This window comes from Chryseobacterium paludis (assembly GCF_025403485.1).
Classification (GTDB): Bacteria; Bacteroidota; Bacteroidia; order Flavobacteriales; family Weeksellaceae; genus Chryseobacterium; species Chryseobacterium paludis.
Genome location: NZ_CP099966.1, coordinates 3772304 through 3791842, shown reverse-complemented (window position 1 = coordinate 3791842; position 19539 = coordinate 3772304). Strand labels below are relative to the sequence as shown.

At 35.1% G+C, this 19539-nt stretch carries 13 protein-coding genes; 12 read left to right on the top strand and 1 reads right to left on the bottom strand.

The features are described 5' to 3' along the window. Positions 1-72 precede the first annotated feature (72 nt). On the bottom strand, positions 73-3435 hold the full coding sequence (mfd, locus tag NG806_RS17185) for a transcription-repair coupling factor (RefSeq protein WP_261510867.1): 3363 nt from the start codon (positions 3433-3435) through the stop codon (positions 73-75). A gap of 198 nt (positions 3436-3633) precedes the next feature. On the opposite strand from mfd, the gene NG806_RS17180 reads away from it, so the two are divergent. From NG806_RS17180 to NG806_RS17125, 12 genes are all read left to right on the top strand, one after another. Further along, complete coding sequence (locus NG806_RS17180) at positions 3634-5469, top strand: T9SS type A sorting domain-containing protein (RefSeq protein ID WP_261510864.1); 1836 nt, start codon at positions 3634-3636, stop codon at positions 5467-5469. 196 nt (positions 5470-5665) lie between these two features. Beyond that, on the top strand, positions 5666-6061 hold the full coding sequence (locus tag NG806_RS17175; protein ID WP_214830682.1) for a hypothetical protein: 396 nt from the start codon (positions 5666-5668) through the stop codon (positions 6059-6061). A 180-nt stretch (positions 6062-6241) separates the two neighbouring features. Then, complete coding sequence (locus NG806_RS17170; protein WP_214830680.1) at positions 6242-6538, top strand: hypothetical protein; 297 nt, start codon at positions 6242-6244, stop codon at positions 6536-6538. Between the two features lie 127 nt (positions 6539-6665). Then, on the top strand, positions 6666-8165 hold the full coding sequence (locus tag NG806_RS17165; protein ID WP_261510862.1) for a GH3 auxin-responsive promoter family protein: 1500 nt from the start codon (positions 6666-6668) through the stop codon (positions 8163-8165). Positions 8166-8234: 69 nt separating this feature from the next. Further along, positions 8235-8597, top strand: a complete 363-nt coding sequence (locus NG806_RS17160) for a hypothetical protein (protein WP_214830676.1) — start codon at positions 8235-8237, stop codon at positions 8595-8597. Positions 8598-8689: 92 nt separating this feature from the next. Beyond that, positions 8690-9925: an MFS transporter gene (locus NG806_RS17155; protein WP_261510859.1), complete on the top strand. Its 1236-nt coding sequence runs from the start codon at positions 8690-8692 to the stop codon at positions 9923-9925. Positions 9926-10014: 89 nt separating this feature from the next. Next, on the top strand, positions 10015-10419 hold the full coding sequence (locus tag NG806_RS17150) for a hypothetical protein (protein ID WP_214830672.1): 405 nt from the start codon (positions 10015-10017) through the stop codon (positions 10417-10419). A gap of 39 nt (positions 10420-10458) precedes the next feature. After that, positions 10459-12558 carry a T9SS type B sorting domain-containing protein gene (locus NG806_RS17145; RefSeq protein WP_214830670.1) on the top strand — a complete coding sequence of 700 codons (2100 nt, stop codon included), beginning with the start codon at positions 10459-10461 and terminating at the stop codon, positions 12556-12558. Between the two features lie 113 nt (positions 12559-12671). Then, a complete protein-coding gene (locus NG806_RS17140; protein WP_261510857.1) occupies positions 12672-14744 on the top strand; it encodes a T9SS type B sorting domain-containing protein in 2073 nt (690 codons plus the stop codon). 157 nt (positions 14745-14901) lie between these two features. Then, on the top strand, positions 14902-16488 hold the full coding sequence (dnaB, locus tag NG806_RS17135) for a replicative DNA helicase (RefSeq protein ID WP_214830666.1): 1587 nt from the start codon (positions 14902-14904) through the stop codon (positions 16486-16488). Between the two features lie 37 nt (positions 16489-16525). Then, positions 16526-17002 carry a ribonuclease HI gene (rnhA, locus tag NG806_RS17130; RefSeq protein ID WP_214830664.1) on the top strand — a complete coding sequence of 159 codons (477 nt, stop codon included), beginning with the start codon at positions 16526-16528 and terminating at the stop codon, positions 17000-17002. A 188-nt stretch (positions 17003-17190) separates the two neighbouring features. Further along, positions 17191-19452, top strand: a complete 2262-nt coding sequence (locus NG806_RS17125; RefSeq protein WP_214830654.1) for a T9SS type B sorting domain-containing protein — start codon at positions 17191-17193, stop codon at positions 19450-19452. Positions 19453-19539 lie beyond the last annotated feature (87 nt).

The following is a 19539-nucleotide window of genomic DNA, read 5'->3' as shown; positions in this document are numbered from 1 at the left end:
AATATAACTATAGGGTATTAGAATTCTTCATACAAAAAAGTAGAATTATCTTTAATACAGGGGAGAACCGAGCTATAACTCCAATATTGATTTAAGTAAAATATTTACTTCATCTACATTTTTCACCTTATCTTTTCGCATCATCAGGTTATTTCCTTCTTTTCCTATTTTTTCTTTAAGCTGAGCTTCTGATGGGTTTTGAGTTAAATAATTTATAATATGTTTAAACTTATCCGTCTGATAAAATTTATCTTGAGGGTTGCTTGGAAAATATCCTAAAAAGACCCCGTTTTTCATCACGATCTTTTCAAAACCAATGTCAGCTGCCAGCCATTTCAGAGAAACGCTTTTTAATAGATTAATAGCTTCTTTTGGTAAATTTCCAAATCGATCAATAAGCTCTGATTCAAACTTTTGAAGATCTTTTTCATTATCAATTTCAGCAATCTTTTGATACAGCAATAATCTTTCTTCGGTATTTGAAATATAAAAGTCAGGAAGCATCAGCTCCAAATCAGTATCAATATTGACTTCTTTTACAGATTTAAAAAGCTTTTGTCTATCTTCTTCATTTTCAAATAAATTTTCAAAATCTTCGTCATCCTTTAATTCCTCTAAAGCTTCCTGCATTAATTTCTGATAGGTCTCAAAACCCATTTCATTAATAAAGCCACTTTGCTCAGCTCCTAACAAATCTCCGGCTCCACGGATCTCAAGATCCTTCATTGCAATTTGAAAACCACTTCCTAAATCTGAAAACTGCTCTATAGCTTCCAGTCTCTTTCTTGCATCGGAAGTCATCATATCATACGGCGGAGTGATCAGATAACAGAAAGCCTTCCTGTTACTTCGTCCCACTCTTCCTCGCATCTGATGAAGATCGGCCATACCAAATCTGTGGGCATCATTGATGAAAATTGTATTCGCATTGGGAACATCCACTCCACTTTCAATAATTGTTGTAGAAACCAAAACGTCATATTTCCCTTCCATAAAATCCAGAACATTTTTTTCCAACTGCTTTCCTTCCATCTGGCCGTGTCCGGTGATTACTCTTGCATCAGGAACCAATCTTTGGATCAATCCTGCTATATCTTTCAGGTTTTCAATCCTGTTATTGATAAAATAAACCTGTCCATCTCTTTGCAATTCATACGAAACAGCATCTCGAAGAATCTCCTCATTAAAGCCAATAATCTGAGTATCTACAGGTTGTCTATTTGGCGGTGGCGTTTTAATAACTGATAAATCTCTTGCTGCCATCAGAGAAAACTGCAATGTCCTTGGAATAGGCGTCGCAGTTAATGTCAAGGTGTCAACATTACTTTTAAGTGTCTTTAGTTTATCCTTAACAGAAACTCCAAATTTATGCTCCTCATCAATGATCAACAACCCAAGATCTTTAAATTTTACGCTATTGCTTGCCAATTGATGGGTACCAATAATAATATCAACTTTCCCATTTTTCAACCCCTCCAAAGTCTCCGATTTTTGTTTTGCCGTTCTGAATCTGTTAACATATGAAACGGTTACCGGAAAATCTTTCAGTCTTTCTTTAAAACTTCTGAAATGCTGAAATGCAAGAATTGTAGTAGGAACTAAAACCGCGACCTGTTTTCCATCTGTTGCGGCCTTAAAAGCCGCCCGGATAGCAACTTCTGTTTTACCAAAACCTACATCTCCACATACCAGACGATCCATTACCGTACTGGCCTCCATATCTGCTTTCACATCTAGAGTTGCTTTTTCCTGATCTGGAGTATCTTCATAAATAAAACTGGCTTCCAGTTCATTTTGCAGATAGGAATCGGGAGTATATGCAAAACCCTGAGCTGTCTTTCTCTGCGCATACAGTCTGATCAGATCAAAAGCAATTTGTTTTACTTTCGCTTTCGTTTTCTGTTTTAAAGATTTCCACGCCGGTGAACCTAATTTACTTAAAACTACTTCTTTCCCATCCGGTCCGTTATATTTGGATATTTTATGTAATGAATGAATACTTACATATAATAGATCTCCATTTTTGTACGTTAACTTAAAACATTCCTGAATTTTTCCATCATTATTTACCTTCACCAATCCCATGAACTTACCAATTCCATGGTCGATATGTGCAATATAATCCCCTATTTTTAAAGACATTAAATCCTTTAAAGTGAGTTGTTCGGATTTTGCAAAGGTATTTTTGGCCTTATACCTTTGATACCTATCAAAAATCTGATGGTCGGTATACACAGAAATCTTATGATTATTATCTACGAAGCCTTCGTGAAGTTCAGATTTAAAACTTTTGAAAATTGTTTCATGTTCCAACTCTTCAAAAATTGACTCCAGTCTTTCTTTTTGTTTTTCTGTTGAGAAAGAGATCCAGGTATCAAAACCCTCACTTTGCTTTTCTTCAAGATCCTGAATAAGCAATTCAAAATTCTTATGAAAAGAAGGCTGCGAAGTTTGTTCAATACTGATATCAAAAGTTTTCACACCCTCAATCCCGATACTACTGAAATCAATTGTTTTAAATTTTTTATAATCAAATAAAAACTCCTGATCAGAAATAAACAATTCCTGAGGCGTTCTATGAGCAATATCTTTACTTAATGTTTCATATTTCTCGAGCGACTTCTCATAAAAAGATTTAAGCTTTTGTAATCCTACAACTCCATTTCTAGAAATCACAAAACTTTCATCTGGCAGGAGCTGGAGCAAGGAAACTCTACTTCCTGAAACTGAAAAATTCATATTTGAAACCAATTGAAACTCCTTTACTTTATCAACTGAAAGCTGTGTTTCAATATCAAAAGTCTTGATGTTTTCCACTTCATTTCCAAAGAAAGTTATTCTATAAGGTCTTTCATTAGAATAAGAGAAGACATCTACAATCCCGCCACGAACAGAAAATTCTCCAGGTTCGGAAACGAAATCCGCCTGCTGAAACTGATAATGAGACAGCAATTCATCAACAAAGTCAAAATCCAGTTGATCGCCTACTTTTATCTGGTGCGAAATCGCTTTAAAATCTTCTTTCTTAATAACTTTTTCTGACAAGGCTCCGATATAAGCAACAATTACTCTTGGAGATTTGCCGGAGTTTATTTTATTTAAAACCTCAGTTCTTAAAACCAGATTTGCATTTTGAGTTTTCTCAACCTGATAGGGTTCAAGATGGGTAGCTGGAAAATAAAGAACTTTATCCTTACCCAACAAATCTTCCATTTCCGTATTGGCATAAAGAGCATCCTCCTTATCATCTATGAGATAAAGAATATTCTTCTTTTGCGTAAGGAAAAGCTCAGCTATAAAAACAGAAGTTGAAGATCCTGCACTTCCTTTTACAGAAATATGCTGATGAGTCTCAAGTTGGGTGAAAATTTCTTTTCCAAACTCCTTTTGCAATAAATCGGGAAGAAATTTTTCTTTGATGGTCTTTAACTGCATAGTATATAGATATAAACGCCAAAATCGATTTCAGAACTTTTCCGAAACCGTTTAGTATGCAAAGATAATGAAAAGACAACATTTTGCGACTTTATCATTTTCGAAAACCACAAATAAAACTCACAAACAAAATAAATTTATTAAATTTTTAGAATTAATTATGTATTTTTAACAACATAACATCAAACAAAATATAATATGACTAAAAAATTACTATTTTTATTAAGCATCTTCCTTTTAAATCTCACTATGGCTCAAAGTGGTTTTGAGTATTCAAGGTCTTGGGGAACCTATTTCGGACCCGTGGGTGGAAGGTCATGGACTGCATTATTCGACACTAAACCTACACTTTTTGACTCTCAGGATAATATTTATGTAAAAGGATTAGTCACAGGAATCATCAGCTATAACACCCCCTATTATCAACAATTTAGCATAGGCAATGGTCAACCCTATTCATTTGGCTCAGGCCCTTATCCTCAGTCACTGTACAATGCAAAGTTTACTTCTGCAGGAAACCTCTCATTTTATGAGTATGATCAATTTCATCAAAATATTCCAGGCACTTTCCATAAGGAACTTATGTATATTGATTCACAAGATAACAAATACTATCAGTATCATTCCGGCGGCAATCTCCCGGTATCAGTAACTCCCGGTGTATGGATGCCTGCCACATCAGCGTATCCTTCTGTAATTCTTGCAAAATTATCAGCAAACAATACATTAATATGGGCTACATATCTTCCATCATTAGCAAGAATTACAACTGACGACTCTCAAAATGTTTATGTTTCAGGACTCACATATTCAGCACAGGACATAGCAACTCCGGGAGTCTTTCAGGAAAATTACCAGGTAATGACTATAGGTGGAGCCCAAATACCTAACGGATATCTAATAAAGCTAAATCCCAGTGGACAAAGAATATGGGGAACCTATTATCCAGGTTATGGTTCTGCAATCCAATATCATAACAACGGCCTATATATGATGGTAAGTCAAGAATTTGCATCTAATCAAATTTCAATTCCATCACCAGGTGCTTTTCAAACATTAAAATCAACAGGAGCAATTATGAAGATGAATGCGAATACAGGAACCAGAGATTGGGGAACCTATTATGGAGTAGGATTCGGAAATAATGGAATGACCAATTTTGAAGTCAACGACACTGGTTTATATATTGCAGGAAGAGATTATCTATCATCTGATCCAGCTACGAATAGTAACAATTATTATGGTACTCCTGGAAGTTACCAACCCCAAATGGCCGGAAATTCAGACATCTTTCTTAGTAAATTTGATCATTCCGGAAACAGAATCTGGAGCACCTACATGGGCGGAACGGGCAACGAAACCTCTCAAGGATCTCAAAAACCCCTTGCAATTACAGGAAATGATATCTACGTCTGTGGTTTGACTTATGGAGGAGGAAGTAATATATCAACCCCTAATGTTTATCAACAGAGCCCTCAGCAAAATAACAGCAATTCGGTAAACCGATTTTTCGCAAAATTTAATTCAAGTGGCTCTCTTCAGTGGAGCTCATATTATGGTGGAAGTAGTGAAAAACTAAACGAACCTCTCAATATAGCGATCCACAAAAGTGCGTTATATCTTTATGGAGAAACTACGGCACAAACCGGATATACAAGTGAAGGCTGCTGGCAATCTCAGATTATCGATCCAAACCCAACAGTGGTAGGTCAAGAGAAAAATGTAACTTTTCTAACAAAGTTTGATATAAAAACATTAAGCACCTCTGAAACCTCACAATTCAATGATCTGGCACTTTACAATAATCCAAACAATGGAAACTTTACTCTCAAGGGCAACATCCTTGAAAAAGAAAACTACAAAATTAGTCTATATGATATTTCAGGAAAACTCATCTATGAGGAAAACATGCAAAAAAACAATGAACAGAAATTTGTACTTCAGAACAAACTCGAGAACGGAACCTATATAATAAGCATTACAAGAAATTCTGGAGATTTCCAGAAAAGCTTTAAAATGGTGGTTAAAAAATAAAACTAAAACCTCATTCTGCTCTAAATCCAAAAACAAATACCCTTGATTTTAATTCAACCACAAAAAACAATTAAAAACAATAAACATTTCACAATATTTATTAAATTTTTTAAAACAAAAGTTAAAAAAAATCCTTTTTTATGACGTGGCATAATGTTTGGCAATTTGATCATTACCAAACATTAAAGATCGTATTATGAAAAAAGCAATTAAAATTTTAGGAATTTTCATGTTGATATTTTGTACTGTCATTACAATATCTTCATGTAGTGATGATGATGACCCAGTTAACAATGACTTCTTTGCAGGTACTTATAAAGGAACTGTTTCTTACAATGATGGAGGTTCTACCAACATTAACACTAACGATGGGAGCGTATTCGTTACAAAAATCGCAAGTGGCACAAAATATAATTTTGCATTCTCAAATAGTATTCCGGATCTCAATGGAATTGAATTTGAACAAAAAGGAGATCATACATTGGTGATGATAGGCTCAACAGGAACATCTTATATAAGAATAGATAACAACGAATTGAAAATACTCTTTATTAAAGATGGTAAAACGTGGACAGCTAATTGTACACGATAAAAATATCACACTTATTTACCGAGCCCGTTTCTATTCCAGAAGCGGGTTTTTCCGTGTATTACGATGAGCTTTAATGTTTTTTTAATCTGTAATAAACTTTAGTTAAGTTTCTGGAAGCTAGTTTTTTCAGCCTGTTTTTTGCATACCTTTACTTAACAAAACCAAAATAATATAATCCCTATGAAAAAATTATTAACGGCAATGTCACTGGTCTTAGGGCTAGGCCTTGCTACTGCTCAGCAAACTACTCCAGCAACTGCAACAAAAACAGCTCCGGTTAGTACTGTTAAAGTTAGTCAAGAAGCTCCAAAAACTTCAAAAACAACCGAAGCTAAAATGACTAAGCCAGCTGCCACTTCTACCTCTAAAGACGGAATGAAAATGAAAAAGGATGGAACTCCAGATAAACGATACAAAGAAAACAAACATTTAAAAAAAGACGGCACACCCGACAAAAGGTACAAAGCCAATAAATAAACTCAACATATAGTTGTTATTTTCATAATCAAATTTCGAAGAACCGATGAACTCATCATCGGTTTTTTTTATTTTCAAATTTCATTAAAATACCCTCAAATTCTTTAGTTATTTATAAATTTGAACCATGTTAAGCTTCCTTAAGAAAAATATAGCGCTGGCCTGGGCAAAAAAACATGTTCAAAAAGCCGAAGAATTCAAGAGAAATCCTGAAAGAGATCAGGAGAAATTACTTCTATCTTTGATCACGACTGCAAAAAAAACTCTTTTTGGAAGAGAACATGATTTTGAGAACATTCATTCTATAAAAGATTTTCAGGAAAAAGTTTCTATTGCTGACTATGAAGATCTAAAGCCCTATATCGAAAGAGTAAAAAAAGGGCAGGCTAATATTCTCTGGACCGACACTCCAGAATATTTTGCAAAAACCTCGGGAACAACTTCAGGATCAAAATATATTCCTATTTCTAAAGAGGCGATGCCTTTCCAGATAGCGGGTGCACAAAGCGCACTATTTCATTACATTGCTCAAAAAGAAAATGCTGATTTCGTTAAAGGAAAGATGATCTTCCTGCAAGGAAGCCCCGTGCTTGAAGAAGTTTATGGAATAAAGACAGGACGTCTTTCAGGAATTGTAGCCCACCATATTCCTAACTACCTTCAAAAGAATCGTCTTCCAAGCTGGGAAACTAATATTATAGATGACTGGGAAACCAAGGTTGATAAAATCATTGAAGAAACTGAAAAAGAAAACATGACCTTAATTTCCGGAATCCCACCGTGGCTGATCATGTATTTCGAAAAGCTAACTGAGAAACACGGAAAAAAGATTAAACAACTTTTTCCTAATCTTCAACTTATCGTTACTGGTGGTGTTAACTATGAGCCATACCGCGATAAAATGGAAGATCTTCTAGGAGGAGATGTTGATATTATTCAAACTTTTCCAGCTTCTGAAGGTTTTTTTGCTTTCCAGGACGACCACAAGAAAGAAGGACTTCTTCTTTTAACAAATCATGGTATCTTTTATGAGTTCATTCCTTTAGAGGAATATGGAAAACCTAACGCAAGAAGGCTTACCTTAAAAGACGTTGAACTGAATAAAGATTATGCACTAATTTTAACAACCAATTCAGGACTATGGGCTTACTCCATTGGGGATGTAGTCCGGTTTATTGATAAAAAACCTTATCGGATTTTAGTAAGCGGAAGAACCAAACACTTCACCTCTGCTTTCGGGGAACATGTAATTGCATTTGAAGTAGAAGCGGCCATAAAAGCCACTTTAGAAAAATACCCTGCTCAAATTATAGAATTTCATCTCGCCCCACAAGTAAATCCAGAAGAGGGACTTCCCTATCACGAATGGTTTATTGAATTTGAAAGAGAGCCTGGGGATTTACAAATTTTCAAAAACGAACTTGATGATCAACTAAGAAAAAGAAACACTTATTATGACGATCTTATTTCAGGAAATATCTTACAAAAGCTTCACATCAGTCCATTGAGAAAAAATGCTTTTCAGGAATATGCCAAATCTCAGGGAAAACTTGGCGGCCAGAATAAGACTCCAAGATTAGCAAATGATAGAAAAATTGCCGATTTATTAGAAATCTACAAATTCTAATCATATTTTTTCAATTCCAAAAACATATATTCAAAAAAAATTATAAATTTGAAAAACTAAATAAAAATAATGAAAGCATCTGTACTTTTAAAATCATCTTTACTGACATCTTTATTTTTTATCTCTTCATGTGCTACTACAAAATACAGTGAAGATGTTTCGAAAAATAATTACTCCAATCTAGAAGCAGGAAGAATGTACATTGTCACTATGAAAGACGGTTCTAAAAAACAAAAAATGTTATTCCGTAATATACAGGGTGATAATATTGTAGGAACTGCCGGAAAAAAAGACAGTACAGAGGTAATTATTCCTAAGGCCAATGTTGCTGCGGTTAAGGACAGATCAAGAGCAAGAGTAGCTGGAGGTGCCGTTATAATCGGTGCTGCCGCCGCTGCTGCTATCGTAGTAAGTGCTTCAAGAGCAGATTAAATAGATTTTATCTTTCAAAATACATTTGATTTATCATTTGAAAAATCAATAAGCTAATAGCTCTAAATAAATATTTAGAGCTATTTTTGCGTATGATTTCCTTTACTCCGTTAAAAACACTACAAAATATTGAATTTAGAAATCTTCTTACGGGAAGATTTTTTATCGTTTTAGCCTTCAGAATGCTTGCTACCTTACTTGGATGGTGGGTATATCAATTAACAAAAGATCCATTTTCAATAGGATTAATAGGTCTTTCAGAGGTCATACCAGCTGTTAGCTGCGCATTATATGCAGGACATGTAATTGATATGAATGAGAAAAAAAGGCTTTTATTAATTTGCAATTATGCCTATATATTCCTCATAGGCTTGCTTCTTATTCCTGCTTTTTTTGATGTTGAAATGCATTTTACAGGCCATCAGATCACCTATTTTATTTATAGTGTGATTTTTTTTACAGGAATCGCAAGAGCTTTTATTGGCCCAATCGTTCCATCGATGATCCCAAAAATTGTAAAAAAAGAAAATCTACCTAATGCAGTAACTCTCAACCAGGCTACATTTCTGATATCTTCAGTGTGTGGACATGCAGCTGGAGGTATTTTGATAGGCTTTTTTGGCGTAAAATGGACATTAGTAGTTATTATCTTATTAATTTTCACAGCATCTCTCTTTTTCTGGCAACTTAAAAAACAACATTCTGAATATAAAAAAGACAGTGTAAATGTTATAGAAAGCATGCGCGAAGGTATTTCGTACATATTCAAGACCAAAGAAATTTTGGGAGCACTGTGTTTAGATATGTTTGCTGTCCTTTTTGGTGGTGCTGTAGCTATGATTCCGGTGTATGCTACCGATATATTAAAAGTAGGCGCAGAAGGATTTGGTTTATTAAATGCCGCATCAGACATCGGCTCTATGTGTATTATTACTACTTTATCAATCATTCCGTTAAGAAAGAACCAAGGGAAAATACTTCTTGCTGTGGTTACAGGATTTGGACTTTGCATAATAGGGTTTGGATTATCAAACATATACTGGTTATCATTTATGTTTTTGGTGTTAAGTGGGATGTTGGATGGAATTTCAGTTGTCATACGAGGCACTATTGTACAATTAAAAACACCAGATCACATCAGGGGACGCGTTCTGAGCGTAAATTCTATCTTTATTATGTCTAGTAATGAAATGGGGCAATTTGAAAGTGGATTATCCGCAAAGCTCCTTGGGGTAGTCCGTTCGGTCGTATTTGGCGGAACAATGACCGTACTTATTGCATTAATTGTAGGAAGTACCAATTCTAAACTAAGAAAAATGCAATATTAAACACATATTTACCGTTCTATTAAATAAATCTTAAAAACATTAATTGAAGATTAATAATTTTTTATATTTGTCGTATAAAATCCCCCCTTATGAAAAAAACTTTACTCACTTTTTATTTTGTATTGTTTAGTGTACTTATTTCTGCCCAGAGTAGTTACGAGAATACACTGAATCAAAAAGCAGAAAAAATATCGTCTGCAAAAACCGTCGCTGATTACGAAAAGCTTTTCAGAGAGTTTTCGGAATTAAAAAAATCCAGAGATCCTTACAGGTGGAAAGCGTATTATTATGCTGGCCTTGTATTATACAAGGAAGGTGAATTTATTATAAACAGCGGCAATAAGAAAGCAGATACTAGATATACTAACAGCCTCGCTGAAAAGTTTGTTGCAGGAAGTTTAGAATTACAACCTGATAATAAAGAAATCACTGATTTACTAAATCTTATTCGAGAGCAGAGAACAAAGTTTGAAGCCGTTAAAACTGCAAAATAGTTTTACAGTACAAATTTACTTCTATTTAAAAAAAAAATTATGAAAAAAACATTACTCTTTATAGCCTTTTTGGTATCTCATATTTTTTTCGCACAAAATAACGACTGCTCAACAGCAATACCTATCTGTAGTAATGCAGATATTACCCTTACACCCACTGGAACCGGAAACAGTGATGAAGGGAATGCAGGTTGTTTAGGCGGAGAAAACAACTCTATTTGGTTTACCTTCAGTACACTTACTGCAGGTACTTTGACATTTGCGATTGATCCTGTTAATAATGTGGATTATGACTGGGCTCTTTATGGCCCTAATAACACCTGTGCAGAGATTCAAACCATAATGCCACTCAGATGCTCTTATGATTCGCCATCACCTGGACAGTACATAACAGGACTTAACCTCACTTCACTTGATACATCGGAAGATGCAGGTACTGATAATTTAGGAAACCCATCAGATGGTATGGTAAAATATATCGATGTTCTGCCAGGACAAGTATATTATCTGTTAGTTGATCAATTTTCCGGCGCCAGCTCACAGTTTTCACTAACCTTCGGAGGATCTGCAGGATTACTTACTCCTTTTGGAGATCCTGTTTTACAGCCATATCCGTTTGTTACACCTGGCCCAAATCATGATGGTATTCTTGACATTTGTAATTTAAATTTTGATTTCTCTACTTTGACTTCAGGAATATTAAATGGTAACCCTAGCTTCATTATTAAGTATTATAAAACAGCTACTGATGCTTTGGATGATGTAAATCCAATCATTGGCCAAACTGTTGTAAATCCAGCTACAACTTACACTTATGTTATCAGCTATTTTGACCCTACAAGTCCAGCCAGTTTTTTAAATAAGTGCAAAGAATTTGGAACGATAAAATTCGTAGACAGGTCATTCACACTCACTCCAGGATCACTTACTTCCTGTAGTAATAACAACTCCGGAACAGGAACCTATGACTTATCAACTGCAGACGTTGGTGCAGGTGCCATTCCTGGTCTGACATTTCAATATTATCCTTCACTAGCTGATGCTAATAATGGAACAAGTGAAATCACAAACCCTTATGTTTATGTTGCTCCTTCAGGATCTGCCTACGTAAAAGCAACCAATCAGTTTGGATGTACAGCAATAGCCGAAATCAAGCTAAACTTCCATCCAATTGTAACGGTATTAGAACCTACTATAAGATCTTGTTTTATTGAAACAAACCCTTCAACAGCATTGTTTAATCTTCCAGCCGCTATCGTAACATCTCTGTCTGGAACCACTAAAAAATATTACCCATCTATGACAGATGCTGTAAACGCTACAAATGAAATTTTGCCAGCCGCAGCTGCAGCATATGTAGCTCCGAACGGTGTTGTTTACGTTAGGGTATCAAATTCAAACAATTGTTTCACTGTTGCAAAGATTACCTTGATCGTATTACCTCCGGTAAAATCTACAGTTTTGGTTGATAAGATCATCTGTATGGAAGATAGAACAACTTTAGATGCAGGCCCTGGATTTGCTTCTTATTTATGGAGCACCGGTGCTACAACGCAGGCAATTACAGACGTCCCGGTTGGAACTTACTGGGTAAAATTAAAAACAGGAGAATGTATTACAACCCAAACAGTAACAGTTCATCCTACCGAACAACCAGTTATAACGAATGTAGATATTTCAACGAATACCATTACTGTAAATGTTATTGGAGGCACTCCACCTTATAAATATTCAATTGATAATATCAACTGGCAGGATTCAAATGTATTTAATAATATCCCTAGAGGAGATACTCAAATTTATGTGAAAGATTCTTATGATTGTGAACCTATTGACGTCACTGTTGTAGTTCCTAATTTAATTAATGTGATCACTCCTAATAATGATGGTATTAATGATGTAATTGACTATTCTGCGTTAGCAGGCAAGCAAAATTTAGTATTAAGCATATTTGACCGATATGGTGCTAAGATTTTCCAGGCTGATAAAACTAATGGCTATAAGTGGGATGGTACTACCAATGGAAATAAAAAAGTTTCAACTGGAACTTACTGGTATTCTGTAACCTGGAATGAGAATGATAAGAAAAATACGCCTATCAAATTCTCTAGCTGGATTATGGTTAAAAACAGAGAATAATCATATTTTTTAGTAAAAACCGCTTTTTCAAGCGGTTTTTATTAATTCGTGCGAATAATAACTTAAATATTTTGTTATTTTCGCTATTTTTGTTACATTAAATTCATTTCAAAATGAGAAAATTACTACTTATTTTTATTTTATTTTTGTCCCAATTATATTTTTCACAATCGGACTGTATTACTGCAATTCCGGTATGTGGAAACTCAGACATTTCCTATAATCCAAGTAATCATGGTACTATTGCGGAACCAACATCAAATAGTTGTTTAAATTTAGAACACTTTTCTGTTTGGTATGTATTTACTGCCGCAACTACAGGAACGATTGAATTTACCATAACTCCATATACGGTCCCTAATGTATTTCAATACGATTATGACTTCGCGGTATATGGACCAAACATTGATTGTGCTACCTGGGATTTTGGTAATGCAATCAGATGTAATTTCTCTGGTACAAGCGGAGCAACGGGATTAAGTTCTACAATAACAGGAGACAAATGGGAAGCACCGTTGGATGTAATTGCTGGAGAAACATACTATCTTCTTATAGATAACTATCTTCCAGACAATCCTTATGGTTTTTCTTTAACCTGGGGAGGAACTGCTGCTCTGACTTCTCCATTTAACGACCCTGCATTAACCCCTAATCCATTTATCGCACCAGGAGTGCCTGGTCCTACACCAGATTCTCCTAATGAGATTTTAAAATGTGCACTACCAAGTTCATTTGATTTTAATACTTTAACTGCAGGAATTATAAATGGTAATCCTAATTTTTCGATAACCTATCATAGTGATAACAATGATGCGATAACAGGAAACAACCCTTTACCTACTCCCACAGTTGTAAATGGAACCACTATTTATTATTACAGAATAACATATACCGACCCAACGAATCCCGACAACCCGATTAATAAATGTTTTATAACTGGGAAGTTTAAATTCAGGCAAGGTAATATTGTCGCCAAAGATGCTACTCTTTTCGAATGTAATAACAATGGTGCTGGAACTGCAACCTATAATTTAACATTGGCTGATACCTTTAGTGATCCAACTGCGATAAAGAAATACTATCCTACATTAGCTGATTTAAATGCTGGGACTAATCAGATTATGAATCCAGCAGCCTATGTTTCAGCTGAAAAGAAAGTGTATGTAAAAGTAACTTCAACAGAAGGATGTTCAGATGACTCTGAGATCACTTTAAAATTCCATCCTGTTGTAGTAGTTAATGATGCTACTATCGAATCTTGTTATATAGATACTAATATAACGACAGCATCATTTGATTTAACCACTGCTAATGTCTCAAATCAAGCACCGATTACTAAAAAGTTTTATACTACACTGGCCAATGCTGTAAGTGGAACAAGCCCAATAGCTAATCCTCTGGCGTACGTCTCTACTAACGGTGAGGTATATGTAAAAGTATTCAATGCTAACTTATGTTATGCTATTGCTAAAATTACCCTTAAAGTTTTACCTCCGGTAAAATCTAACGTTCTGAAGGATGTTACTATTTGTTTAGAAGATAAGACAACGTTAGATGCAGGACCTGGTTTCGACGGGTATGAATGGAGCACGGGAGCAACAACCCAAGCCATTACGAATGTACCTGTAGGATCTTATTGGGTAAAGTTAAAAACAGGAATTTGCTACACGGTACAGCAAGTAAATGTATATGCTTCGCAACAACCCGTTATTACGAGTGTTGATATTTCAAACAATACAATTACAGTAAATGTTTCAGGAGGCAAAGCGCCATATAAATACTCTCTAGATGGTGTTAACTGGCAGGATTCAAATGTATTCACAGGTCTTCCTAGAGGAGAAAACAAAATCTATGTTATAGATTCTTTTGACTGTACACCTATTGATATTCAAGTAACAGTTCCAAATTTAGTTAATGCTATCACTCCAAATGGAGACAACGTAAATGATTATGTAGACTACTCTGAATTAGGATACAAGAAAAATCTCGTTTTCATTGTTTATGATAGATACGGAAATAAATTGTACGAGGCTGATAAAATGAGAGGATACAGATGGGATGGTACTTCTGGTGGTAAAAAAATTATAACCGGTACTTATTGGTTCACGATCTCATGGAACGAAAATGATAAAAACAATACTCAAACGAATTATAGCGGATGGATATTGGTAAAAAACAGAGAATAATTTATATAATTAATCAAATCTAAAAAATCACCTCAATATTGAGGTGATTTTTTTATCAACATATTTTATCTTTTATTGGCGGTATTTTAGTACCTATTAAGAATAATTTGTTGAATACTATTTTTTAATTATTTTTTAAATAAACTATCTTTGCAACATGGCGCAGAAAGAAACATTATCATCTCTTACGCATGGAAACTTTGCGAAGGAACTGTCAATTGCTGATGGAAAAATGCCTCCTAATGCAGTAGATTTTGAAAGATTGATTATAGGAACTTTTTTAATTGATAAGAAAGGACTAGACCATTCCATTGACTTACTTACTCCTGAAGTTTTTTATGACCCCAGACATCAGGTGATCTTTACTACCATATTGAAATTGTATGAAGGTAACCATCCTGTAGATTTAATGACCATTATACAGGAGCTAAAAAAGGAGGAAAAACTACATTTAGCAGGTGGCGATCATTATATTATTGATCTAACGATGGGAGTTAGCTCATCTGCGCATATTGAATATCACGTTCGTGTTATTCTTGAAAAATATATTTTAAGAAGTTTAATTAACGTTTCTGCCAACGTTATCGACTCTTCATATAAAGAATCAACTGACGTATTTGAACTACTGGATAAAGCGGAACAATCATTCTTTGAAATTACTAACGGTACTATTAAAAAAGGTTTCGATACAGCAAATTCATTGGTAAAACAAGCTATTGATACTATTAAATCTTTAAAAGATAAAGAAGGCCTTTCAGGGGTTCCATCGGGATTCAGAGATGTCGATAAAGAAACAGGAGGTTGGCAAAATTCTGACCTTATTATTATTGCTGCACGTCCGGCGATGGGTAAAACTGCATTTCTTCTTTCCATGGCAAGAAATATTGCGGTAGGGCACAAAATCCCTATGGTTCTTTTCTCTCTGGAGATGGCATCAGTACAGCTTATCACAAGGATGATCGCTTCTGAAACAAGAATTTCTTCCGAAAAATTAAGGAAAGGAACATTGGATGATGAAGAATGGCAAAGACTGTTCTCCAATGTATCCGAATTGGAAAATGCACCTCTTTTTATTGATGAAACTCCCTCACTTTCCATATTCGATTTCAGGGCAAAATGCCGAAGACTAGTTATGCAACATGGCGTTAGACTGATCATGGTTGACTACCTTCAGCTAATGACCGCAGGAGGTGGAGGAAAAGGAGGCGGAAACCGTGAACAGGAAATTTCTATGATTTCACGTTCATTAAAAGCTATTGCAAAAGAATTGAATGTACCAGTAATTGCGCTTTCTCAGCTTTCAAGAAGTGTGGAAACCCGTCCTGGAAAAAGACCTCAACTTTCCGATTTAAGGGAATCAGGAGCAATTGAGCAGGATGCCGATATTGTATCTTTTATATTTAGACCGGAATATTATAAAATTGCCGTTTGGGATAACGATGAGGAAGGACAGGAAAGTTCAACAGAAAATCAAGCAGAACTAATTATTGCAAAACACAGAAATGGTGCTACGGCAGATGTAAGATTATCATTCTTGAAACATTTTGCAAAATTTGGAGATGTAGAGGCTGCGATGGGAGGAGCTCCAGGATATCCCTCTAATTTTAATTCTAATGAACCTAGTGGTTTTGACAAGATAAAAACCACCATTCAACCAGGTGCGGCATTTGATCTTCCAGATAACTCTCAGCTCTCAGGATCTTCTATGAATGATTTTGATGATGATGATGATTTCCCATTTTAAATAATTAAATACAACCATTCTTACAGATCAGAAAGTTTTGAGAATTGAAATATATACCGACGGAGCATGTAGTGGAAATCCTGGAAAAGGAGGATATGGAATTCTGATGCGCGTTCCAGAAAAAAATTATCAAAAAACTTTTTCTAAAGGTTTCCGAAAAACAACAAATAACAGAATGGAACTTTTAGCTGTTATTACAGCTTTAGAAAAACTGAAATCAACAGAAAATGACATTCATGTTTTTACAGACAGTAAATATGTTTCAGATGCCATTAATCAAAATTGGATTTCAGGCTGGATAAAAAGAGGTTGGAAAAACGTAAAGAACCCTGATCTGTGGAAAAAGTTCGTTATCCTCTATAATCAGCACAGTCCAAAAATGCACTGGATAAAAGGACATGCCGGTCATTTCGAAAATGAGTTGTGTGATAAGCTTGCAGTTGCCGCCGCAGCATCTTCTCATTTAGAAATTGACACCTTTTTTGAAGATCTTGAAAATAATTCCCTGTTTTAAAGAAAACTCCTCAAATGGAATCTATATCAGTATTTCCAACTATTCTACACCCTGAATTAGTTATTTCACTAGCTTAATTAACTTTTATTAAAATATTATTAATCTTTTCTGCAAAATTAACACTGAATACATATTTATTACTTAGGATTTAATATATTTACACGTCCAATTTTTAAACATCCTAATTAATGAATAAAAAATTACTATTTTATTTTACTCTGGTTTTATTCTGCTTATCCGGAAAACTCTTTTCACAAACTTATCAGCTCACAGGAAATCCCGTGAATACTACAGGTTGGACCGTAGTTCCTTCTGCAGTAGTAAATGGAGATTTTGTCATGCTTACCGATGACTTAACAAATAAATCCGGAGCTATAAAGCTTAATGATCCCATTAATCTAAAATACTGTGACAAATGGAGAATTGAATTTGATTTCAGAATGGATGGAAATGGAACATCTGCTGGAAGAGGAGATGGCTTTTCATTTTGGTATCTACAAAATCCTCCAATAACAAGTCAACTGGGCTCTGGTTTAGGAATCCCGCAAAATGCAATCGGCTTAATGATTGGTTTTGACCTTTACAACAATACAACAGCAGGTCAGATGAATAAAGTACATCTTGCCTATGGTGTTGTACAAAATACCACTGATACAAACAATATCGAATATTTTAATACTCCCGGAAGTTCATTTCACTCTGCTGATCTAACGTCTACCCTTCCTTTGGTAGGCCCCACCTTTAAACATGTTGAGGTGACCGGAGAAGTGGATCCTGCAACACCAACTAACTGGATTATTACTTTAAAAATTGATGGAACCTCAGTTATTAACCAATCTTTTGCACCTGCCGGAGCAGCAGCAGCAATAACCCAGGGATATTTTGGCTTCTCTGCATCTACAGGAGCAGCATCTGTAAGAAACTCCATTAAAAATGTAAAGATATATACGGACAAAGTTGCAATATTACAAAACTCTGCAACACAATCTTTCTGTCCCAATCCTTCCACAGGGAACGGTGTTGTGAATTTAACTACATTCAATTCGCAGTTTGTAACTACACCAGCGAACTATACATTTACTTACTATGTTCTAGGTAGCTCAACACCAATTGCGAATCCTACCAATTATCAATTCAATGCCAATACAACGATATCCGTTGTCATAAAAGACAATGCAGGAGTCCTATGCGATAATCCTGACGGAAAAATACTCCTCGTTCTCGCTCCGTTCACAGCAAGTAATGTAACAATATCTGAATGTAACAATAATAAAGCTGGCATAGCAACATTTAACCTTGTAACAGCGCCTGTAACAGGAGTACCTGGCGTCATTAAGAAATTCTATAAAACGTTAAATGACCTCAACGCGGGAACCAATGAGATTACAAACCCAGCAACTTACACTTCTGCTCCAGGAATTGTTTATGTGAAAGTAACAACCCCTCAAGGCTGTACTGGAACAGCACAAATCACTCTTTCATTTCTTCCTGAAGTAGTTGCTAATGATGACACTATACGTTCATGTTTTATTGATACAAATATTACATCCGGTTTATTTAATCTAACCACAGCCAACATAACAACACAAACTGGAGTTATCAAAAAATATTATACAACCCTGGCAAATGCTGTAGGTGGTACTAACGAAATAGTAAATCCGGCAGCATATGTTTCCACTACCGGCGTAGTCTATGTTAAAGTAACTGATGCCAATAATTGTTATACTATTGTAAAGATCAATCTTGTTGTTTTACCTCCGGTACAATCCTCCGTTCTTAAAGATCAGACAATTTGTATCGATGAAACAGCAACTTTAGATGCAGGTCCGGGTTTTGATGGTTATCTATGGAATACAGGAGCAACCACTCAATCTATTCAAAATGTTCCTGTAGGAATTTACTCAGTTTTGCTAAAAACAGGAAACTGCCTTACCAATCAGATCGTAAGAGTAAAAGCAGCTCCACAACCTGTTATTACAAGCATTGATATTACCAACAGCACAATCACCGTCAATGTAAATGGTGGCACTCCACCCTACAAATTTTCTTTAGATGGTGTTACATGGCAGGATTCAAACATATTTTCAGGTTTATCAAGAGGAGAACATAAAATATTTGTTAAAGATTTTTACAACTGTAACCCTATTGATGTACAAATCACTGTTCCTAATCTTATCAATGCTATTACACCAAACGGAGATAACGTAAATGACTATATCGACTATTCTGCCCTTGCTTACAAAAAGAATCTGGTATTCATTGTTTATGACAGATATGGAAATAAGCTATATGAAGCCGATAAATTGAGAAATTACAGATGGGATGGCACTTCCGGTGGTAAAAAAATATCTACTGCTACTTACTGGTATACGATCTCTTGGAATGAAAATGACAAAAACAATACTCAAACAAATTACAATGGCTGGGTATTGGTTAAAAATAGAGAATAATAAAGAAAAGATCACTCCATTATCGGTAGTGGTCTTTTTTATTACTTAAGTTTTATTATAAAACAAAAAGGATTTGAATTAATTAAA

Excerpts from the sequence above, each read along its gene's own strand:
- mfd (WP_261510867.1), bottom strand. The coding sequence starts at position 3,435 with ATGCAGTTAAAGACCATCAAAGAAAAATTTCTTCCCGATTTATTGCAA.
- NG806_RS17180 (WP_261510864.1), top strand. The coding sequence starts at position 3,634 with ATGACTAAAAAATTACTATTTTTATTAAGCATCTTCCTTTTAAATCTC.
- NG806_RS17175 (WP_214830682.1), top strand. The coding sequence starts at position 5,666 with ATGAAAAAAGCAATTAAAATTTTAGGAATTTTCATGTTGATATTTTGT.
- NG806_RS17170 (WP_214830680.1), top strand. The coding sequence starts at position 6,242 with ATGAAAAAATTATTAACGGCAATGTCACTGGTCTTAGGGCTAGGCCTT.
- NG806_RS17165 (WP_261510862.1), top strand. The coding sequence starts at position 6,666 with ATGTTAAGCTTCCTTAAGAAAAATATAGCGCTGGCCTGGGCAAAAAAA.
- NG806_RS17160 (WP_214830676.1), top strand. The coding sequence starts at position 8,235 with ATGAAAGCATCTGTACTTTTAAAATCATCTTTACTGACATCTTTATTT.
- NG806_RS17155 (WP_261510859.1), top strand. The coding sequence starts at position 8,690 with ATGATTTCCTTTACTCCGTTAAAAACACTACAAAATATTGAATTTAGA.
- NG806_RS17150 (WP_214830672.1), top strand. The coding sequence starts at position 10,015 with ATGAAAAAAACTTTACTCACTTTTTATTTTGTATTGTTTAGTGTACTT.
- NG806_RS17145 (WP_214830670.1), top strand. The coding sequence starts at position 10,459 with ATGAAAAAAACATTACTCTTTATAGCCTTTTTGGTATCTCATATTTTT.
- NG806_RS17140 (WP_261510857.1), top strand. The coding sequence starts at position 12,672 with ATGAGAAAATTACTACTTATTTTTATTTTATTTTTGTCCCAATTATAT.
- dnaB (WP_214830666.1), top strand. The coding sequence starts at position 14,902 with ATGGCGCAGAAAGAAACATTATCATCTCTTACGCATGGAAACTTTGCG.
- NG806_RS17125 (WP_214830654.1), top strand. The coding sequence starts at position 17,191 with ATGAATAAAAAATTACTATTTTATTTTACTCTGGTTTTATTCTGCTTA.